General features: G+C 60.1%; 17 protein-coding genes and 1 pseudogene. All 18 read right to left on the bottom strand.

Translation table 11 applies throughout. The features are described from left to right. Positions 1-143: 143 nt before the first annotated feature. The 18 genes and pseudogenes from spoIVB to ACUM6F_RS05265 all read right to left on the bottom strand — a co-directional run bounded on the left by spoIVB (position 144) and on the right by ACUM6F_RS05265 (position 20141). Entirely contained in the window at positions 144-1451 is a 1308-nt protein-coding gene (gene spoIVB / locus ACUM6F_RS05350; protein ID WP_445348608.1) for a SpoIVB peptidase, read from the bottom strand. Between the two features lie 96 nt (positions 1452-1547). Continuing rightward, complete coding sequence (gene ligA / locus ACUM6F_RS05345) at positions 1548-3554, bottom strand: NAD-dependent DNA ligase LigA (protein ID WP_445348607.1); 2007 nt, start codon at positions 3552-3554, stop codon at positions 1548-1550. Positions 3555-3713: 159 nt separating this feature from the next. Continuing rightward, a complete protein-coding gene (locus ACUM6F_RS05340) occupies positions 3714-4583 on the bottom strand; it encodes a lipid II flippase Amj family protein (protein WP_445348606.1) in 870 nt (289 codons plus the stop codon). A 4-nt stretch (positions 4584-4587) separates the two neighbouring features. Next, complete coding sequence (pcrA, locus tag ACUM6F_RS05335) at positions 4588-6759, bottom strand: DNA helicase PcrA (RefSeq protein WP_445348605.1); 2172 nt, start codon at positions 6757-6759, stop codon at positions 4588-4590. A 236-nt stretch (positions 6760-6995) separates the two neighbouring features. Then, positions 6996-7748 carry a bifunctional phosphoribosyl-AMP cyclohydrolase/phosphoribosyl-ATP diphosphatase HisIE gene (hisIE, locus tag ACUM6F_RS05330; protein WP_445348604.1) on the bottom strand — a complete coding sequence of 251 codons (753 nt, stop codon included), beginning with the start codon at positions 7746-7748 and terminating at the stop codon, positions 6996-6998. Between the two features lie 233 nt (positions 7749-7981). Next, entirely contained in the window at positions 7982-8740 is a 759-nt protein-coding gene (gene hisF / locus ACUM6F_RS05325; RefSeq protein ID WP_425621289.1) for an imidazole glycerol phosphate synthase subunit HisF, read from the bottom strand. Between the two features lie 3 nt (positions 8741-8743). Beyond that, complete coding sequence (gene hisA / locus ACUM6F_RS05320) at positions 8744-9472, bottom strand: 1-(5-phosphoribosyl)-5-[(5-phosphoribosylamino)methylideneamino]imidazole-4-carboxamide isomerase (RefSeq protein WP_445348603.1); 729 nt, start codon at positions 9470-9472, stop codon at positions 8744-8746. Further along, positions 9450-10076 carry an imidazole glycerol phosphate synthase subunit HisH gene (gene hisH / locus ACUM6F_RS05315; RefSeq protein ID WP_445348602.1) on the bottom strand — a complete coding sequence of 209 codons (627 nt, stop codon included), beginning with the start codon at positions 10074-10076 and terminating at the stop codon, positions 9450-9452. The genes hisA and hisH overlap by 23 nt, the downstream gene beginning before the upstream one ends. Positions 10077-10091: 15 nt before the next feature. Then, positions 10092-10676 (bottom strand): imidazoleglycerol-phosphate dehydratase HisB, encoded by a 585-nt coding sequence (gene hisB / locus ACUM6F_RS05310; RefSeq protein ID WP_445348601.1) that lies wholly within the window; start codon positions 10674-10676, stop codon positions 10092-10094. A gap of 33 nt (positions 10677-10709) precedes the next feature. Continuing rightward, the gene (gene hisC / locus ACUM6F_RS05305; RefSeq protein ID WP_445348600.1) at positions 10710-11783 is read right to left on the bottom strand and encodes a histidinol-phosphate transaminase; all 1074 of its coding nucleotides are present in this window, start codon (positions 11781-11783) and stop codon (positions 10710-10712) included. Next, the gene (hisD, locus tag ACUM6F_RS05300) at positions 11783-13066 is read right to left on the bottom strand and encodes a histidinol dehydrogenase (RefSeq protein WP_425621285.1); all 1284 of its coding nucleotides are present in this window, start codon (positions 13064-13066) and stop codon (positions 11783-11785) included. Before hisD ends, hisC begins: the two co-directional genes overlap by 1 nt. A gap of 193 nt (positions 13067-13259) precedes the next feature. Then, entirely contained in the window at positions 13260-14522 is a 1263-nt protein-coding gene (gene purD / locus ACUM6F_RS05295) for a phosphoribosylamine--glycine ligase (RefSeq protein ID WP_445348599.1), read from the bottom strand. 204 nt (positions 14523-14726) lie between these two features. Next, on the bottom strand, positions 14727-16271 hold the full coding sequence (gene purH / locus ACUM6F_RS05290; RefSeq protein ID WP_445348598.1) for a bifunctional phosphoribosylaminoimidazolecarboxamide formyltransferase/IMP cyclohydrolase: 1545 nt from the start codon (positions 16269-16271) through the stop codon (positions 14727-14729). Between the two features lie 20 nt (positions 16272-16291). After that, complete coding sequence (gene purN / locus ACUM6F_RS05285; RefSeq protein ID WP_445348597.1) at positions 16292-16918, bottom strand: phosphoribosylglycinamide formyltransferase; 627 nt, start codon at positions 16916-16918, stop codon at positions 16292-16294. Positions 16919-17089: 171 nt separating this feature from the next. Next, complete coding sequence (gene purM, locus ACUM6F_RS05280) at positions 17090-18109, bottom strand: phosphoribosylformylglycinamidine cyclo-ligase (RefSeq protein WP_445348636.1); 1020 nt, start codon at positions 18107-18109, stop codon at positions 17090-17092. Then, positions 18106-19545: an amidophosphoribosyltransferase gene (gene purF / locus ACUM6F_RS05275; RefSeq protein WP_445348596.1), complete on the bottom strand. Its 1440-nt coding sequence runs from the start codon at positions 19543-19545 to the stop codon at positions 18106-18108. The genes purM and purF overlap by 4 nt, the downstream gene beginning before the upstream one ends. A 175-nt stretch (positions 19546-19720) precedes the next feature. Next, positions 19721-20044, bottom strand: a pseudogene (locus ACUM6F_RS05270) (phosphoribosylaminoimidazolesuccinocarboxamide synthase); the annotation flags it as partial. Beyond that, the gene (locus tag ACUM6F_RS05265) at positions 19989-20141 is read right to left on the bottom strand and encodes a phosphoribosylaminoimidazolesuccinocarboxamide synthase (protein WP_445348595.1); all 153 of its coding nucleotides are present in this window, start codon (positions 20139-20141) and stop codon (positions 19989-19991) included. The gene ACUM6F_RS05265 and the pseudogene ACUM6F_RS05270, both read right to left, overlap by 56 nt. Between the last annotated feature and the right edge of the window lie 28 nt (positions 20142-20169).

The raw sequence follows: 20169 nt of genomic DNA, 5'->3' as shown, positions 1-20169 counted from the left end.
TAATATCTCCGCCCCCACATCATTATCTATTTCTGTGTTTATTGGTTTTCGCCGGCAGGTAAAAAGTTCCTGCTGGAGGCGGAAAATTTTTCTATTTTAAAATTTAGCGCATTTTAGAGAGATTACGACTAAATGTTGCTTATTTACGCGGCATTCCTGTCTTGTTCGGCAGATGGCGCCTCCAAAAGACCGCATTCGTCAAGCATCCATTCGGCCGGCACGCCGTAACCGCGGGCGGGATTATTGATGAAAACGTGTGTCACCGCACCGACGAACCTGCCGTCTTGGATGATCGGGCTCCCACTCATGCCCTGGACGATACCCCCCGACTTCTCGAGCAGGCGTTCGTCCGTAATCCTGATCATCAACCCGCGGCCGTCCCGTCTCCCCTCGTGGCGAATGCGCTCGATTTTGATGTCGAAGCTCTCGACCTTGCGGCCTTCGATAACGGTGAGCATCTGGGCCGGACCGCATTTGACCTGGTTGACCAGCGCCACCGGTATGGCCTGGTGGTAAACCCCGGTTTCAGGTGGGTCCAGTAAAAGCCCGAAGATGCCGAAAACCGAGTTTTTGTTGATCGTGCCGCTGATCCCGTTGTCACGGGCAAAAGTACCCACCTTTTCCCCCGGCTGCCCTCTCCTGCCGGGACGGATATCCTGGATGAAGGCTTCGACGATTTTGCCATTCGCCAACTGAATCGCTTGAGCCGTTTGCGCGTCAGCGATCACATGGCCGAGCGCGCCGTAAGATTTTGTCAAGGGATCGTAAAAAGTCAGCGTTCCTACGCCGGCCGTGCTGTCCCGAACCAGCAGGCCGATCCGGTAACGGCCCGTTTCGCTGCAGCGGACCGGCCGTAAGCTGGTTTTGTAAACGTCATCGCGCCGTTTAAGTTCCATTACCAGTTGCTGGCCCTTTTGCCCTGCCTCGTCAACTAGGGAGCGTACATCTGATTCGCTGATCACCTGGTGACCGTTGATCTTCAAGATCACGTCGCCGACCTTGATCCCCGCTTCTTTCGCCGGCATCCTTTCGTCCCCGTTTTCGCCGACGACGGGCGCCTGACCCACGACCATCACGCCCTGGGCGTGTACCAGGATGCCGATCGCCTGGCCGCCGGGAACCACCTTGATCTGCGGCAGGGCGGTAACGGTCATATACCGTAATGGAATTAAATCAAAAAGTCGTATACTTGCCTCAAATTTTCCGGTGCCGCGTACAACAGGCCTTCCTTCGGCATCGATCGCGAGAAACTCCGGACGATTGGTGCGGAATACAATATTATTACGTATGTTTTGCGGTATGTTGAGGGATGATGTTAATGATTCACCGCTGATAACCTGGTGTTGCGTTGGAAGGGTAAATACTCCCCTGCCAGATTGTGAAAAGCAGCCGCAAAGCGTCAACATAGCAAAAAAAATAAACACAATCTTCCTAAAAGATAAACAAGGCATTCTAAGTTCCCCCCTTCTGAACTCAGAATGCCCTTTTTGTCGTTTTTTTATGTCAGGTAAAAATTCTTACGTTAGGGCGATATTTTGCGCTTCCTTTTAATGATTTGCGATCAATTGCTTAAACTCGTTCTCATCTAATACTTTAACGCCAAGTTCCCGCGCTTTTTGCAGTTTGGAACCCGGATTTTCGCCCGCAACGACAAAATCGGTCTTTTTACTGACACTTGATGCTACTTTTCCGCCCAAAGACTCGATGACTTCCATCGCTTCCTGCCTCGTCATTTCGGTAAGCGTGCCCGTAAGTACAAAGGTCTTGTCCGACAGGGGAAGGTCGCGCGCTTCGGCGGGCGCCTGCCGGCGGGTGTTGACGCCGGCCTCGATAAGTCTGGCGATAACCCTTCTGTTTTGCACGCGGCTGAAGAACTCGGTCACGGACTCGGCGATTTTGGGGCCGATTTCGGGAATGGCCGTCAATTCTTCAATACTTGCTTCCATAAGCCGCTCCAGGGAGAGGAAGCGGCTGGCCAGGGTCTTGGCGGCTTTTTCGCCAACGTGCCTGATGCCGAGCCCGAAAATGAGCCGCCAGAGGTCGTTTTCCTTGCTCCCGGCGATGGCTTCGTGAATCTTGCGGGCCGATTTCTCGCCCATGCGTTCCAGGGAAGCCAGGTCCTCAACGGTCAACCGGTAAAGATCGGCGACGTCGCGGACCATTTCCCGCTCCAGCAGCTGGTCGATCAGGGCGGGGCCGGCGCCCATGATGTCCATGCCGTTGCGCGAAACAAAATGGAGCAGGTTCTCGCGGAGCCTCGCCGGGCAGGCGATGTTGGGACACCGCCGCGCCGCTTCCCCTTCCAGCCGGACCACGCCCGTCCCGCAGACAGGACAGATGTCGGGCATGCGGAAAACGATTTCGCCGCCGCTGCGTTTCTCGGGCAGGGAGCGCACGATCTCCGGGATCACCTCCCCCGCCTTGTGGACGATGACCCTGTCGCCGATACGGATATCCCGCTCGCGGATGATGTCCTCGTTGTGCAGGCTGGCCTTGCTGACCGTCGTCCCCGCAAGGCTGACCGGGGTCAGGAGCGCGGTCGGCGTCAGGACGCCGGTTCTGCCGACACGGATGATGATGTCTTCCACCGTGGTCTCGGCCTGCTCGGCCGGGAACTTGTAGGCCACCGCCCACCGGGGGCTTTTCAGGGTGGCGCCCAGCTGCTCCTGCTGGGCCAGGGAGTCAACCTTGATGACCATGCCGTCAATGGCGTACGGCAACTCGAAACGCTTTTCCTCCCATTCCTCGCAGTAGGCTAAAGCCTCATTAAGCGACGTAAAACGGCGGATGTGCTCGTTAACGTGGAAACCCAGTTCGGCCAGCCACGCAAGCACCTTGGCATGCGTTTCCGGGGCCGTGCCCTCGTGATAACCCACACCGTACACGTAGATATCCAACTGGCGGTGCGCGGTGACCTTCGGGTCAAGCTGACGCAGCGACCCGGCGGCCGCGTTCCGCGGGTTCGCAAAGAGGGGCTGCCCGGCCTCCTCGCGCCGCTCGTTTAAGCGGGCGAAGGACTCCTTGGACATGAACACCTCCCCGCGGACCTCCAGCAAGCCGGGGACAGGATGGCGCAGACGCAGCGGGATCGTCCGGATCGTCTTCAGATTCGGGGAAATGTCCTCTCCTATCTCCCCGTCGCCGCGCGTAGCTCCCCTGGCGAAAACGCCGTCCTCGTACTGGATGGAAACGGCCAGGCCGTCCACCTTTAGTTCCACCACATAGGCGACCTCCCGGCCCTGCAGCGCCGCTTCGACGCGCCGCCCGAACTCGGCGAGCTCCCCGGCGTCAAAGACGTTAGCCAGGCTGAGCATCGGCACCACGTGCCTGATGGTGGCGAAGCCTTCCCGGGGTTTCCCGCCCACCCGCTGGGACGGCGAATCCGGCGTGACCAGTTCCGGCCACTGTTCCTCCAGGGCCATCAGCTCGCGCATCAGCGCGTCGAATTCCGCGTCCGTGATTTCCGGGTCGTCCAGAACGTAGTACCTGTAGTTGTGGTACTCGATGAGTTCCCGCAGCTCGTCGATCCGCTTTTTGGCTTGCTCAACGTCCAAGATCCCACACCCTTATTGGCTGTTGGCTCCTTGAAAGCTAACTGTTAGTCTTCGAGACGCTAGTAGTTTACTGTTACCTGGAACTTGACTCCCTAAGTTGAGTGCTGGGGAGTCTTACGGCTACGGCCTATAGCCGGTTCAATCCCAAGGATTGAACCGTTATGGGGCTATAAAGACGGCCACCGCCTTGATCAGTTCCGCCGCCGGAAGCAACAGCGCCTGTGCGAATATTGTGCCCAAAAAGCGCGTGCCTGTAAGATACGCGACCATGATTTGCACGTCCTTTTCCGGGCGCGCCCCTCTAGCGGCCTGGTCGGTGATGCGCGCCGCGGTCGGGTCCACTACGGTGGCGATCAGCACCGTCGCGATGCCGTTGACAATTCCCGAGAGCAGAATGGCCGTCCCGCGGAATTCCGGGAAGAGCGCCCCGGCGTACAGGGCCGACAGTACGCCGATCGTGTAGATCCCGGTGACAACGACGTTCAGCAGGAGGAAGGTCGCCGGGAGCCGCCGGCGTTCCCGGGCCGTGCCGCGCAACAGGCGCCCCGGCCTGGGAAGCTGTACCTGTCTTAAAAAACGCAGGGTGCGGCGCGGAGAAAGAACGGCGGCGGCAAGCATGCGGGGCACCGAACCGACCTCGTCGAAAAAAAGCACGGCGCGCGACAGAATGCGTACGAAAGGCGGGATCAGGATGCCGCCGGCCAGCGTCCCCAGCGAAGCGGCCAGGATCACGCTGCGGAGGTCCCCGGCGAGGCTTTGCAGCCCTTGCCGGTAAACCGGGTTGCTGAAAAGGTCCCCGCCTGGAGAAGCCGCGCTCAGCGCCGTATTGATAACCTGCTCCACCAGCGACGAGAGCAGCGGTGCCTGGATCATGTTCGCGGCGCTGGCCACCAAAAAGACGATGTTGAAAAGCGAAACAGCCGTAGCCAGGCGCTGGGTGCGCACGCCCACCAGGCGCACGCCGTAAGCCATGGTGTTAACGGCGTGAATCAGGGCCGTCAGGACAGCTACCAGCAGCAAACGTTCCATCTAATCACAGTGTTCCCTTCCGATAACTACTGCTCAATCCGCCAGGATTGAGTTTTTCAAGGGGAGCGTAGGCTACAAGCAGTGTCTTGATCCCCTGCTTCGGAAACGCCACCTTCAACTGCATATCGCTTCCTTCCCCCACAACCTGGACAACCACGCCTTCCCCCCATTTTTGGTGGCGTACCCTGTCGCCATCACAGAACGAAACCGTATCCGCGGGGCCGGTCGGCTTCGTTTCGGCTCCCACCGGCGCCGCTTCCCCTTCCTGGGCCACCAACTCCGGCGGTATCTCCAGAAGGAACCGCGACGGCTGGTTATAATGCACGTTGCCGTACAGCCATCTGCTCTGGCAGCAGGTCAGGAAGAGCAGCTCCCGGGCCCGCGTGATCCCTACGTAGCACAGCCGCCTTTCCTCTTCAAGTTCCCGCGGCTCGGCCAGGGCCCTGGATAGCGGGAAGACGCCTTCCTCAAGTCCGGCGAGAAAAACGACGGGGAACTCGAGCCCCTTGGCCGAGTGCAGCGTCATCAGCGTCACCTGGTCATCGTCCTGGTTGTACCGGTCAAGGTCGGTAACCAGCGCCAGCTCGTTGAGGAACTCCAGCAGGCTGCCGCCCTTAGCCTCGTCAAACTGTCTCGTCACGGACAGAAATTCCGCGAGGTTCTCCATGCGTGTCTGCGCCTCGACGGACTTTTCGTTGACCAGTTCCTGCCAGTATCCCGTTCCTTCCAGCACGTCGCGCACGATGGAGGTCACCCCGCTCTCGGCTTGTTCACGCCATGCGGCGATTTTTCGTCCCAGTTCGGTCATCTCCCGGGACACCTTTTGGGAAAGTCCGGCGATTTCCCCGCTCCGCAGCAGGGCGTTACCCAGGCTGATTCCTGCGTCATAGGCGAACGCAAAAAACTTTTGCAGGGAGGCCTTACCGATCCCCCGCCGCGGAACGTTGATGATCCGCTCCAAGCTCACCGCGTCGGCCGGGTTGACGATGACCCTCAGGTAGGCCAGAAGGTCTTTGATCTCTTTGCGCTCGTAAAAACTCAGCCCCCCCACGATGGTGTAGGGGATGCCGTTACGCAGGAAAACTTCCTCCAGCACGCGCGACTGGGCATGCGTGCGATAGAGCACGGCGAATTCCCGGTACTTCCTCTGCCCGGAAAACCTCAGCCAGCGGATGCGGTCGGCGATGAACCGGGCTTCAGCCTGTTCGTCGGGGGCCTTAAACAGGCGCAGGGGCTCGCCTCTGTCCTTGCTGGTCCAAAGTTTCTTTTCCTTACGTTCCAGGTTATGCCGGATGACGCTGTTGGCGGCGTCCAGGATATGTCCCGTCGAGCGGTAGTTCTCCTCCAGCTTAACGACGGTCGCCTCGGGATAGTCCCGCTCAAAATCCATGATGTTGCGTAGGTCGGCCCCCCTCCAGCCGAAAATCGACTGGTCCGGGTCCCCGACGACCGTCAGGTTGCGGTCGCGCCTGGCAAGCAAGTTGACAAGGACGTACTGGGCGTGGTTGGTGTCCTGGTATTCGTCGATGAGAATGTAGCGGAAGCGCTCCTGGTAATACTCCAACACCTGCGGGATCTCGCGGAAGAGGCGTACCGTCATGCAGAGCAGGTCGTCAAAATCCAGGGCGTTGTTCTCCCGCAGGCGCTCCTGGTAGCGCTTGTAAACTTGAGCGACTAGTTCTTCCCAGTAGCCATCGGCCCCTGCCGCGTATTCTTCGGCGTCGACCAGCCAATTTTTCTGATGGGAAATGGCGGTCAGCATACCGCGCGGAGGGTACTTCTTGGGATCGAGGTCCAGGTCGGCCAGGCAGCTCTTGACGACGGTCTGCTGGTCGCCCTCGTCGTAGATGACGAAACCGCGGTCGTAACCCAGGGCGGCGATGTCGCGCCGCAGGATGCGCAGGCAGGCGGCGTGAAAAGTCGAGATCCAGATGTCCCGGACCGCAAAGGGCACCAGTTTCTCGATGCGCTCGCGCATCTCCCGCGCCGCCTTGTTGGTGAAGGTAATAGCTAGAATCTGGTGCGCGGGCACGCCCAGGTGGCGCATAAGGTAGGCGACGCGGCAGGTCAAGACGCGGGTCTTGCCGCTCCCCGCCCCGGCCACCACCAGGAGAGGTCCTCCCGGATGAGTGACGGCCCGGGCCTGCGCCGGGTTGAGCTGGTCTAACAAGTCCAAATAGCAAGTCCTCCAGTTTAATCTATATCCATCCTGGGTAAATACCTAGAAGATTATACCACAAACGGGAAGGCTGCGGATTATCCGCAGCCTTCCGGACACTTGGATTAGGCTTTGAGCGCTGGGCACTGGGCGTTGGGCTTTAGGCACTAAACCTCGGGCACTCGTCGCCCGGGCTCTTCTTACCTATACCCGATAACCAACATCAAACATCAACATCTGACGGCCAACAGCTTCTATTTCCTTCTGTTCTCCAGTTCCCGCATCACCTCGTTGAGGTGAATACCCTGGTCCGCCAGGAGGACCATCACGTGATAGAAAAGGTCGGCGACCTCGTAGACCACTTCCTCGCGGATGTGGTTTTTCGCCCCGATGATGACCTCGGAAGTCTCCTCCCCGATCTTTTTCAAGATCTTATCCAGGCCCTTATCAAACAGGTAGCTGGTATAGGCTCCCGAGGGTCTCTGGCTCTTGCGGCTGACAATAAGATCGTACAGTTCATTAAGGATAGCTACGCTGTCGACACTCTTCTCATCCCGAACCGCCGCCTGGGGCCGGGCGGGAGGCTGGTCGGCCGCCGCGGCATCCCTTTGCACATCCTTACTGTAGACCAAACTCGGGTCGAAGGCCATCTCCCCGACGATGGCGACGCCGCTCTCGGCGATCTTGTAATGGAAACAGGTGCTGTATCCTTCGTGACAACAGGCTCCGTGCTGTTCCACCTTGATCAGCAGCGTGTCGGCGTCGCAGTCAAAAAAGATCTCATCCACCCGCTGGACGTGCCCGGAGGTCTCGCCCTTGTGCCACAGCTTTTGGCGACTGCGGCTCCAGAACCACGTTTCGCCGGACTGCATCGTTTTTTCAAGGGCTTCCCTGTTCATGTAAGCCAGCATCAGGACCTTATTCGTCCTGACGTCCTGGATGATCACCGGGATCAAACCGTCCTGGTTGAACTTCAGCTTATCTATCTTGAAACCCACCTGCTCCATCCCTCCCCGGGAAAAACCAAATCGTAATATGATCAATCAACTCGCACAAGAGCCTCGTCGTAACATCTTCGTTCTACGTCTGACCCGGCACTCGCATTCGGCACCCAGATACTTGTTGGGATTTGGCTGAAGCCAAATCCCTTAATTCTTACTTTATATGCCTAAAAGCTTATAATTTATAATCACACTTTCCGGTACTCCGAACCCAAACCCGTCCCCTGACTACCGACTTGCTACAGTCGTACAGGTATCCCCCGCTCGCGCAGGAACTCTTTGGTCTGGCGGACCGAGTACTCGCCGAAGTGAAAGATCGAGGCCGCCAGGGCGGCATCCGCCCCGCCGTCGGTGAGTCCTTCCGCGATGTGCTCGAGGTTGCCCACCCCTCCCGAGGCAATGACCGGGATCCTAACGGCGTCAGCCACAGCCCTCGTTAAAGCGATGTCGTAGCCGTCCTTGGTGCCGTCGCGGTCCATGCTGGTCAGCAGGATCTCGCCCGCGCCGAGAGCCTCGACCCGGCGCGCCCACTCCAGGGCGTCGATCCCTGTAGGGGTGCGGCCCCCGTGAATGAAGACCTCCCACTTGCCCGGAGCCGTCTGCTTGGCGTCGATGGCGACCACGATGCACTGGGCGCCGAATTTTTCAGCTCCTTCGGCAACCAGCGAAGGGTTTTTCACAGCGGCGGTATTCAATGATATCTTATCAGCTCCGGCCGCCAGCATCAAACGGATGTCCTCGACGCTGCGCAGGCCCCCGCCGACGGTGAACGGGATGAAAACCTCCTCCGCCGTACGGTGCACGACGTCGAGCATGATGTCCCGCCCGTCGGATGACGCCGTAATGTCCAAAAACACAACCTCGTCGGCGCCTTCACGGTCGTAAAAGGCGGCAAGTTCGACGGGGTCCCCCGCATCGCGCAGATCGACGAAGTTTACGCCCTTGACGACGCGCCCGCCCGTCACGTCCAGGCAGGGAATGATGCGCTTGGCTAACAACTCTTATTCCCCTTTCGCCACCGCCAGGGCTTCCCGCAGCTTGATCGTCCCGGCATAAAGGGCTTTTCCGATAATCACGCCTTCTATCCCCTCGAGGCTCAAGGCCTTCAGGGCCTTGATGTCGTTAATGCCGGCCACTCCGCCGGAGGCGATCACCTTCAGGGTTGTCTCCCGGCAAGCCCTCTCGATGGAGGCCAGGTTCTGCCCCTGCAGCATCCCGTCCCGGCGGATATCGGTCAAAACAATGCGTTTTACTCCGAGACAGCTGATTTCTTTGAGAAAATCCAGGTAGTCCCTGGCGACGGCCTTGCCCCACCCCTCGACGCAGACCCGCCCGTCGCGGCAGTCCACGCCGACGACAATGCGCTCCCCAAACTCGGCGAGGGCCTCGCCAAGGAAGGCGGGATCGCTCACCGCGGCCGTTCCCAAAATAACGCGCTCCACCCCCAGCCCGAGGTAGCCGCGCACGGTCTCCATATTTCTGATCCCGCCGCCCAGTTGCACGGGTATCCTGACCGCCCGGATGATCGCGCTTATCGCTTCCGCGTTCCTGGGCTGCCCGGCGAAAGCCCCGTCGAGGTCGACGACATGCAGGTACTCCGCGCCCTGCTCCTGCCACCGCAGGGCCACGGCCGCCGGGTCGTTGCTGTAAACGGTCTCCTTGTCAAGACGCCCCTGGATGAGGCGGACACATCGCCCCCCGCGCAGGTCAATCGCCGGAAATACTAGCATCCTTCACCAACTTTCCGAAATTCCGCAGGATTTGCAGCCCGAAGCCGCTGCTCTTCTCCGGGTGGAACTGTATGCCGAAAACATTGCCCCGGCCGACCACCGAAGCAAAGCGCACGCCGTACTCCGTCTCGGCCAGGATGATTTCGTCATCGACAGGCTGTACATGGTACGAATGCACGAAGTAGAAACGCGCGCGGTCGGGTATCCCCGCAAAAATGGGCGAGGGACGCCTGATTTCCATCTCGTTCCAGCCCATGTGCGGGACTTTCACGCTTTCCGGGAGCCGCCGGTTGGTCCCGCGGAAAACGCCGAGGCCCCGGCTGCGTCCCCACTCTTCGCTGGACTCGAAAAGGAGCTGCTGGCCGAGACAAATGCCGAGAAACGGCTTTCCGGCGTCTATCGCCCGCCGGATGGCAAGGTCCATCCCCATGTCTCTCAGGTTCCGCATGGCGTCGGCAAAGGCCCCCACCCCGGGCAGGACAACGCCGCGAGCGGCCTCCAGGGCTTCCGGCTCCGACACAATCCCGGCTTCCCAGCCCACCTTGGCAAAACCCTTCTGCACGCTGCGCAGGTTGCCCATACCGTAGTCGATGATGACAATCAACTTATTTCACCCTGTTCAGTTTATTACGCCCTTCGTCGAAGGGATTCCTCTACCGGCGTCAATGGCCACCGCGTCGCCCAGGGCCAGCCCCAGGCCCTTGAAAACAGCCTCGATGATGTGGTGACTGTTCCCGCCGGCCAGCCTCCGGACGTGCAGGTTGAAGCGCCCGTTATGCGCAAGCGCGCGCAGGAACTCTTCCACCAGTTCGGTGTCAAAATCGCCGACTTTCGAAGCCGGGATACCGACTTCAAAGGCCAGGTATCCCCTGCCGCTCAAGTCGAGGGCCACCATTACCAGGGATTCGTCCATAGGCACGACGGCGTGCCCGAAACGCCTGATCCCGGCCTTGTTCCCGAGAGCTTTGGCCAGTGCCTCGCCCAGGCAGATGCCGACGTCCTCGACGGTGTGGTGGGCGTCGACCTGCAGGTCCCCACGGGCCTTGATCTTTAAATCGAAGGAACTGAACTTGGCCAGCAAGGCGAGCATGTGCTCGAAGAACGGGATACCCGTCTGCAGTTCATATCCCCCGTTACCGTCGATCATCACTTCCACCCGGATATCGGTCTCGCCCGTCTGGCGGTGCACTTCGCCCCTGCGCAATGCCCCATCCCCCCTTCTATCCCTTTCCTTAAACTATTTATAGATTCTAAGGACATCGTCCAGGGCTCCCAGGAAGAAATCGTTTTCCTTGGGCTTCCCCACCGAGACCCTCAGGCAACGTTCAAGCCGCGGGCCGTCCAGGTTCCTGACCAGCACACCCCTGGCCAGTAACTCCTCGTAGACTCTCCCGCCGGGCAGCGGGGTCCTGAACAGGATGAAGTTGGCCTCCGAAGGGTAGGCCTCCACCCCGGGCATCGCTTGAAGGGCGGCGTACAAGCGGTCCCGCTCCCTGATAATCAGAGCGATGCGCTCTTCAAACTCGGTTCGATGCGCGAGCACGGCCTCGGCCGCCAGTTGCGAAAAACTGTTGACGTTAAACGGCTGCTTCACCCGCCACAACGCCTCGACGGTCTGTTCCTGCGCCAGGAGATATCCCACGCGCAGCCCGGCAAGGGCAAAGGCCTTGGAGAAGGTCCGCAGCAACACCAGCCGGGGGTACATGGCGACGAGGGGCAGCGCCGGAACGCCCCCGAAGTCAATGTAAGCTTCGTCTACCACCACCATCGCCCGGCTCTCCCGCAAAACCGTTTCCAGTTCCTCCGGCGGGATAACGTTGCCGGTGGGGTTATTGGGCGTGCAAAGGACGATCATTTTAACGTCCGGGTCCGCCGCTGCGGAAACAAGGGCCTCGACGTCAAGGTTGAAGTCCTCCCGGCGGGCGACCGGTACCGGTTGCGCCCCGGCGATGACGGCGTGGATGGCATACATGCTGAAGGTCGGCACGGCGATTAGCACCTTGGCTCCGGCGGCGAAGGCCAGCATCAGGTCCAGGATCAGTTCGTCGGAACCGTTGCCGACCATCACCTGGCCGATATCGATGCCGTGGCGGGAGGCCAGGGCCTGCCGCAGGCTCCGGGCCTCGCTGTCGGGATAGCGGTTGTATATCTCGGAGCGTATCCTTTTCGCGATGTCGGCGGCGGCCGCAGGGGGAAACTCAAAATTGTTCTCGTTGGCGTCCAGCTTGATAACGCCTTTGTAAGCCGGCACGTGGTACGGAACCAGGTCCCTGAGTTCAGACCTTAAGAGCTTTTTTATCTCGTCCGGCATCAATCCTCCGCCCCCTCTCTGCGTACGTTGACGGCCCAGGCGTGGGCCGGCAGCCCCTCTATCTCCGCCAGCCTGGACACGCAGCCGGCCAATTCCCGGAATGCGTCCCGGCCCGCGGAGAAGACGTTGATTCTTTTAAGAAAGGTTTCAACCCCCAGGCCCGAGAAGAACCTGGCCGTCCCCCCCGTGGGAAGGACGTGGTTGGGACCCGCGGCGTAATCGCCGAGAGCCACCGGCGTGCAGTCCCCCAGAAAAACGGCTCCGGCGTGCCTGACCTTGCCGAGCAGGGCAAAGGGGTCCTCCACCATCAATTCGAGGTGTTCGGGAGCGAACCGGTTGGCCAGGGCCACCGCCTCATCCAGGTCCTTGGCGACAACGGCCAGCGCCCCTTCTTTGAGCGCCTTCTCCAGCACCTCTCGACGATCCATGGTCTCCACCAGAGCGGCCAGCCCGTCCCGGACTTTCGCCGCCAGTTCCCAGCTGGTGGTGATCAAGATGGCCCGGGCCAGCACGTCGTGTTCGGCCTGCGCCAGGAGATCGGCCGCCACCAGGCCGGGATCCGCGGAACGGTCGGCGATAACTACAACTTCACTGGGCCCGGCCAGCATATCGATGCCGACCTGCCCGAAAACCAGCTTCTTGGCCACGGTTACGTAGATGTTGCCCGGTCCGGTGATCTTGTCCACTTTACGGATGGTTGCCGTGCCGAAAGCCAGGGCGGCTACGGCCTGGGCGCCGCCCACCCGGTAAATCTCGGTTACCCCGGCTTCAGCGGCGGCTACAAGGGTGTGCGGATTAATCGTACCGTTCCTGCCGGGCGGGGTTGCCATGACGATCTGCCCTACGCCGGCCACACCGGCCGGGACGGCGTTCATCAACACGGAAGAGGGATAAGTCGCCGTACCTCCCGGAACGTAGATGCCAACCCTTTCCAGAGGACGGACGAGTTGACCGGCAAAAGCGTCGTCCGTCGCATCGAACCAGGAAGCGGGCAGTTGCCGGCGATGGAAAGCCAGGATGCGCTCCTTGGCGGCCTTCAGGGCCTCCAGGAAATCTGGTTCGACGAGGCGGTAAGCCGTTTCCACCTCGGCCGGCGTGACCCGCAGCTCGCCGGCCTCTATAGCAACGCCGTCAAAACGCGCGGTAAAGTCTATGAGCGCTTCATCACCGCGCTCCTTAACCTCCGCCACAATCGCAGCCACGCGCTCGATAATCTCGTCCGGGGCCTCAAAAGAGCGGCGGGTGAGAACGTCAGCCGTTCCTGATTCCACTATCTTAAGCAAAACGACACTCCCCCTATGGGCCCAGCACTTAACTCCCAGAGCCCTTACCTTTAGAGCAAATCATAGTCTTTGAGACACCAGAAGACAGGTCTGGCTGTAACTCATCTCTTCCATTTAAGTGCTGGGCGCACTCGGCACTCGGCCCAGAATGGGAAAAATCCTTATCCGAATGCTGAACGCTGAATGCTGAACGCTATTTAAGTGCTTTCTGCGCGATATCCCTCCGGAAATGCATACCTTCAAAGGATATCTTGTTCACCGTACGGTAAGCCCGATCGATCGCCTCGTTTAAATCCCGGCCCCTGGCGGTGATCCCGAGCACCCTTCCGCCGGCCGTCACGATCTTGCCGTTGCGCAACGCGGTGCCGGCGTGAAAGACCATGGCGTCCTTCGCGGCCTCATCCAGCCCGCTGATCAGGTCTCCCTTCGGGTAAGCCCCGGGGTAACCCTGGGCGGCAAGAACGACACAGACTGCCGCGCCTTCCTCCCATGCAAGCTCGATTTCATGCAGCCTTCCCTCGATGACGGCTTCACAGACGTCGGCCAGGTCGTTCTTCAACAGCGCAAGCAGCGGCTGCGCTTCCGGGTCGCCGAAGCGAACGTTGAATTCCAGGACCTTCGGCCCGTCGCCGGTAATCATCAAGCCCGCATAGATGACGCCGCGGTAGACGATGCCCCGCGACTTCAGTTCTTTGACGGTGGGGACAATGATTTCCTCAATCACCCTGGAAATCATCGCGGGCGGGCAGACCGGAGCCGGGGCGTAGGCGCCCATGCCCCCCGTGTTCGGGCCGAGATCGCCGTCGTAAATCCGTTTGTGGTCCTGGGCGGGAAGCAAGGGCAGCACCGTTTTCCCGTCGGTAAAGGCCAAAAGGCTTGCCTCTTCACCTTCCAGGACCTCTTCCACCAGGATCCTGGAGCCGGCCTCGCCGAAAGCGCCCTTAACCAGCATGTCCTCGGCGGCCTGCAGGGCCTCCACCGGCCTCTGGGCCACGATTACCCCCTTGCCGGCGGCCAGACCGTCAGCCTTAACCACGCAAGGGCCGCGCAGCGCCCTGATGTAACTGTCGGCTTCGGCATAGTTGTCGAAAACCTGGGCAGCGGCCGTAGGAACCCCGGCGGCAAGCATGACTTCCTTGGCAAAGGATTTGCTGCCTTCCAGCTGGGCCGCGCGCCTTTCAGGGCCAAAAACCCTGAGTCCGTTTTCCGCAAAGACGTCGGCAAGACCCTTGACAAGAGGCGCCTCCGGCCCAACGACCGTCAGGTCGATGTGTTCCTTTTTGGCGAACTCCAGCAAGGCGGGAATATCTTCGGCCTGGATGGGGACACAGACGGCGGAACCGAGCATGCCCGGGTTGCCCGGCGCCGCAAAGATTTCGGTGACGCGCGGGCTTTGGCTAAGCTTCCAGACCAGGGCATGTTCGCGCCCGCCCCCGCCGATGACAAGAATCTTCAATGCCGTAAGCCTCCCATATTAGCATTAAGCATTAGGCACTTCCATCCCGAATTTCTACTAACGCCAAAACTGCTGGTTTCATACCGCTGGGGTAGATACTGCGGCACTATAAACCAGGGTTTTCCAGGGGATAACTGCATTGAGTAGATAACACACAGGAAATCACGGGTTATGCTCTGATTCCTAACGCTCAATGTTTACGGCCTAGTGCCTAAAATGTCTCATCCCGGTGAACACCATGGCGATGCCGTTCTCGTTGGCCGCCTTGATGGATTCCTCGTCTCTGACCGACCCTCCGGGCTGAATGATCGCCCTGATGCCGTACTTGGCGGCCTCGATCACTGTGTCGGGAAACGGGAAAAAGGCGTCCGAGGCCAGCACCGCGCCCCTGACCTCTTCGCCGGCCTGCTCAAGGGCGATGCGGGCCGATCCCACGCGGTTCATCTGGCCCGCCCCGACGCCGAGGAGCCTCCGGTCCTTGGTTACTGTAATGGCGTTGGACTTCACGTGCTTACAAACCTTAAACGCAAAGGCCATTTCGGCGAAATCTTCCGGAGAGGGCTGGTGGATGGTGACGACCTTCAGGTGGGCCTCCCGGTAAAGGGCGTTGTCCGTTTCCTGGATCAAAAGCCCCCCGTTGACCTTGCGCATCTCCAACCGGTCGGCCGTTCCCGCCCCCACCGGACCTGTCTTCAGCAGGCGCAAGCCGGCTTTTTGCTTAAGGACCTCCAGCGCCCCCGGCTCAAACTCCGGAGCGATAACGGCCTCCAGGAAGATCTTCACCATCTCCTCGGCCGTCTCGCGGTCGACGGGGCGGTTGACGGCCACGATGCCGCCGAAAGCCGAGACCGGATCGGCGGCATACGCCAGGCGGTAGGCCTCGGCGAGGCGCTCGCGGGACGCCGCCCCGCAAGGGTTGTTGTGCTTGACGATCACCGCCGTCGGCTCGGTGAACTCCCGTACAAGTTCGAAGGCGGCGTTCAGGTCGAGGATGTTGTTGTAGGACAGTTCCTTACCGTGCAACTGGCGGGCCGTCGCCACCGATGCCCCTCTGACGTTCAGGTTGCGGTAAAAAGCCGCCCGCTGGTGGGGATTCTCTCCGTAGCGCAGCAGTTGCACGCGTTCGAAGGGCAAGGCCACTTCGGCGGGGAAGGTCTCCACACCGATGGGATAGGCGGCGAGATAACCGGCGATGGCGGCGTCGTAGTGGGCCGTGTGCGCAAAGGCTTCCTGGGCGAGGGCCAGCCGAAGGTCTTCGCTCGTGTCGCCGGCCTCGCGAAGCGCCGCCAGGATTTCGTCATAGCGCCGGGGGTTCACGACGACGGTTACCCAGCGGTAGTTCTTGGCGGCGGCCCGGATCATACTCGGGCCTCCGATGTCGATGTTCTCGATGGCTTCCTCCAAAGTCACGCCCTCGCGGGCAACCGTTTGCTTGAAGGGATACAGGTTGACGGCCACCAAGTCGATCGTCGCGATGTCGAACTCTCCCAGCTGATTGAGGTGCTCCGGCGTGCGCATCGCCAGGATGCCCCCGTGGATCTTGGGATGGAGGGTCTTGACACGTCCCCCCAGGATCTCGGGGAAACCGGTCACCGCAGAGATGGGCGTCACCGGGATGCCGGCCTGCAGGAGCGTTTTGGCCGTTCCCCCGGTGGAAACAATCTCTGCGCCGAAGTCCGTGAGCCCCCGGGCGAACTCCACGATCCCCTGTTTATCCGATACGCTGATTAAGGCCCGGCGTACAGGCATGGTTGAGCCTCCTCAAAACATTACTTGTTCTCATCAATGTCCTTGATCCTGACCCGTCGCCCTTCTATCTCCAGGCAGCCACGCTGGTACAGCCTGATCGCCTCGACATAGATCTTGTGTTCCTCGGCCAGGATGCGGGCGGAAAGAGTCTCTTCGGTATCGTCCTTGAGCACGGGAACGACGGCCTGGAGAATGATCGGCCCGCTGTCTACGCCCTGATCGACGAAGTGCACGGTGCAGCCCGAATAGCGAACCCCGTAATCGAGGGCCTGCCGCTGCGCGTGCAGCCCCGGAAACGAGGGCAGTAAGCTGGGATGAATGTTCAAGATGCGGTTCGGGAAGGCGTCCAGCAGCACCGGCGTGGCGATGCGCATGTAACCCGCCAGGCATACCAGTTCGACACCGTACTTATTAAGCAATCGCACGACGACCCGCTCATAATCGGCCTTTGCAGGGTAAGCCTTGTAATCGACGAAGAAGGCCGGAATGCCCCGGGACCTGGCCCGCTCCAGGGCCATAGCCTCGCGGTTGTCGCTGATCACGACGGCCACCCGCGCCTCAAGCCGCCCCTCGCCGATAGCGTCGAGAATGGACTGCAGATTTGAACCCCGGCCCGAAGCGAGGACACCTATAGTCAATTCCGGCAAAACCCCTCATCTCCTTACGGCTGTTCAGACACCCTGTCTGCCGTCACGCGGGTAACTTGGGCTTTCAGCTTTCAGCATTCGGCACTCAGATACTTGTTGAAATCTGGCTTAGACCAAATTCCTTCAATCTCTATTCCTTATATCCTAAATCCGACTACTGACTACCGACTACTAAACATAGACCACGCCTCGCGTTCCATAGTCGATCCGCCCGATTAGGTACGGCTGTTCGCCGGCCGCCCGCATATCGTCCATCAACTCTCCGGCCTGGTCCGCGGGGACCACGAGGATAAAGCCGATGCCCATGTTAAAGGTCCGGCGCATTTCCGCCTCGTCCACGTCACCGAGTTCCCTGATCAGTTCGAAGACGGGCAGGCCCGGCCAGGCCGAGCGTTCCACGAAGGCGGCCAGCCCCTGCGGCAGCACCCTCGGCAGGTTTTCGGTGATCCCGCCCCCTGTAACGTGGACCATGCCGCGGATGTCAAACTTCCGCAGGGCGCTCAGGATCGGGCGTACATAAATCCGCGTGGGGACGAGCAGTTCCTCGCCCACCGTACGACCCAGGGCATGGTGGTAATTGTCGATCTCAAAGTCTCCCACTTCCAGGATGGCTCTCCGGGCCAGGGAATAGCCGTTGGAGTGAAGCCCCGACGAAGCCAGCCCCACCAGGACATCTCCCGGACGGATGCGGCGGCCGTCGACAATGGCCGATTTCTCCACCACGCCCACGGCGAAGCCGGCCATGTCGTATTCCCCGGGCGCGTAAAACCCCGGCATTTCGGCAGTCTCCCCGCCGATTAAAGCGCACCCGGCCTGGCGGCAGCCCTCGGCGATGCCGGACACGATTACGGCCGCCTTCTCCGGTTCCATCTTGCCCACCGCCAGGTAGTCCAGGAAAAAGAGCGGTTCCGCCCCGTGGGTCAGAATATCGTTAACGCACATCGCCACGAGGTCGATGCCCACCGTGTCGTGCACATCCATAGCAAAAGCAACCTTTAATTTCGTTCCAACGCCATCGGTGCCGGAAACAAGCACGGGCTCCTTGTATTTATCCCCCAAAGCAAAAAGACCGCCGAAGCCGCCGATGTCGGCCAGCACCTCGGGGCGACGCGTGCTCCGTACGGCGTCGCGCATCATCTCCACCGCCCGGTTGCCCGCCTGGATGTCCACACCCGCGCCGGCGTAGGTCAGTCTGCCTTTCTCAGCCACCCTAAAACCCTCGCTTCCTCCAGAGCATGCTTCCCGGCCTCCTGCGAACAGCCGATAGAGACGGGGTACCTGCCGCTGAAGCAGGCCGTGCAGAAATTGTCCCTGTAATCGCCGAAAACGTCGAGAAGCCCCGACAGGCTTAAATAATGAAGGCTGTCCGCCCCTGTATAGCTGCATATCTCGTCGAGAGGCTTGTGGGCAGCGATCAGTTCCTTCTCGTTTGAGGTATCGATGCCGAAGAAACAGGACCGGATAATCGGAGGCGAGCTTAAGGCAAGGTGTACCTCCTTAACCCCCGCGCTGCGTAGCATGCGGACGATCCTGCCGCTCGTCGTCCCTCGCACCAGGGAATCGTCCACCAGGATCACCCTTTTCCCTTCGAGCACCTCGCGGATCGGGTTGAGTTTCAAGCTTACCCCGACGTCGCGGAGATTCTGCGAAGGCTGGATGAAGGTCCGCCCGATGTAACGGTTCTTCATCAATCCTTCCTCAAAAGGAATCCCGGATTCCTCGGCGTATCCCCGCGCAGCCGGCGTTCCCGAGTCCGGAACCGCGATCACGATATCGGCCTCGGTCCTGAACTCGCGCGCCAACTGGCGACCGAGTTCGCGGCGGATGCGGTTTACGGTGAAGCCATCGATAACGCTGTCGGGGCGGGCGAAGTAGATGTACTCGAAGATGCAGTGGGCCCGCGGCTTCTTCTGCGCGTGACAGGACGATACGCCCCTTTTGTCGATGACGATAACTTCCCCCGGCTCGACGTCCCTTATAAACGTCGCCCCTACCGTATCCAGGGCACAGGATTCCGAGGCCACGATAAACCCGTCGCCGAGCCGGCCCATACAAAGAGGCCGGAACCCTTGGGGGTCGCGCACGGCGATAAGGCGGTCCTCAGTGATGACGAGGATGGAATAAGCGCCTTCGATATCCTGCATCGCCTTGAGAATGGCCTCCTCAAGGCTGAGCTGGCTGTAACGGGCGATCAGGTTGACAATGATTTCGCTGTCGGTCGTGCTCTGGAACACTGCCCCGGTCGATGCCAGGTAGCGCCTCAGTTCCGTGGTGTTCGTAAGGTTGCCGTTGTGGGCGAGGCCGATCTGTCCCTTGGCGTAGTGGAAAACCAGGGGCTGCGCGTTGACCGGGTGGCTGGCTCCTGTCGTTGAATAGCGCACGTGACCGACGGCGATATCTCCCTGCAGCAAATCCAGGGTATCGCTGCCAAATACCTCGGGGACCAGGCCCATGCCTTTGTGCAGCCTGATGCGGCGGCCGTCAGCGACGGCTATGCCCGCGCTCTCCTGGCCCCGGTGCTGGAGGGCGTACAGCCCGTAATAAGTCAGCCTGGCAACGTCTCTTCCCGGACCCCAGATGCCAAAAATACCGCATTCCTCGCGCATCTTATCGCACCAGTCAGACATGACCCCACTCCCAGTCTAAGCGCTAAGCATCAGGCATTAGGCACTCAGATAAGTGGCAAAACTTCTATACGGAAATTCCTTAAAGCCTTAAAACTTACTAGATTCGGAATTCCCTTTGGGTGAATTCCCTCTTCTGTCTCTAACGTCCAACATCCAACGCCCGTCCTGTAAGCGGCTAACTCGTCAGCCGCTTGAGGACTTCGGCGTAGGCATCCTCTACGCCGCCAAGATCGCGGCGGAAACGGTCCTTGTCCAGTTTTTCCCTGGTCTGGGCATCCCAAAAACGGCACGTGTCGGGAGAGATCTCATCGGCAAGCAGGATCCGGCCGGCACTATCCTTGCCAAACTCCAGCTTGAAATCAACCAGAAGCAGGCCCCTCGCAGCCAGATATTCCTTCAGGATGCCGTTGACCCGAAGCGCCGTAGCCGACAGGAAACGCACCTCATCCGGTGTGGCAAGTTTTAAGACCTCGATATACCCGCGGGTCACGAGGGGGTCGTGTGTCATCCTTGTAAGAGACGATGTAATAGTCGGGATTATCCGTCCTGTAGACTTTCTTCGCTTTTCCCTCGTAAATGAACTCGCCTTTCTCCACGGGCGATCCCCTCTACTTCGAATTTAGA

Source organism: Desulforudis sp. DRI-14 (assembly GCF_052618305.1).
Note: the sequence above shows the minus strand (reverse complement) of the source record. Positions and strands in the feature narration are given on the sequence as shown.